This is a genomic window from Pseudoalteromonas sp. S558 (assembly GCF_005886635.1).
GTDB lineage: Bacteria > Pseudomonadota > Gammaproteobacteria > Enterobacterales > Alteromonadaceae > Pseudoalteromonas > Pseudoalteromonas aliena.
In genome coordinates, this window is sequence record NZ_PNDU01000683.1 from 1 (window position 1) to 393 (window position 393).

Genomic DNA, 393 nt, shown 5'->3' on the forward strand with positions numbered 1-393 from the left:
CTTGCCACGGCCCAGGCATGGGATTGCGAATAACCACTAAGTCATAATTTAATTCATCGTACCAATCAAGACTAGTGTTTATCACCGCATTGGTTGCAAAGTATTTAGTACCATCGGGTCTTACTAAAATTACGGCAGGCGATCCAGGGCGTCTAAAAAATATTAATTTTATTTCATCAATTTTGTCATCAACACGAAAACGGTTATCCAGTAACGGGATTTCATTTTGTTTACCGCTGCCTTTTAACTCTTCAACTTGCTTTACGCTGTGTGCATCGGGGTGGAAACACACGGCGATTAAAAGCAGTGAAACTACTAATAGCGTTTTCATAATAATGCCCTATTCAGCGCGCCATAAACAATGGCCGCCCTCCTTTTGTACAATGTCTAAAC

Annotated in this window: 1 pseudogene; it reads right to left on the minus strand. The window is 41.0% G+C overall.

Annotated elements, in window-relative coordinates:
* Positions 1-331 (minus strand): annotated as a pseudogene (locus CWB66_RS21930) (TIGR03503 family protein); the annotation flags it as partial.
* Positions 332-393 lie beyond the last annotated feature (62 nt).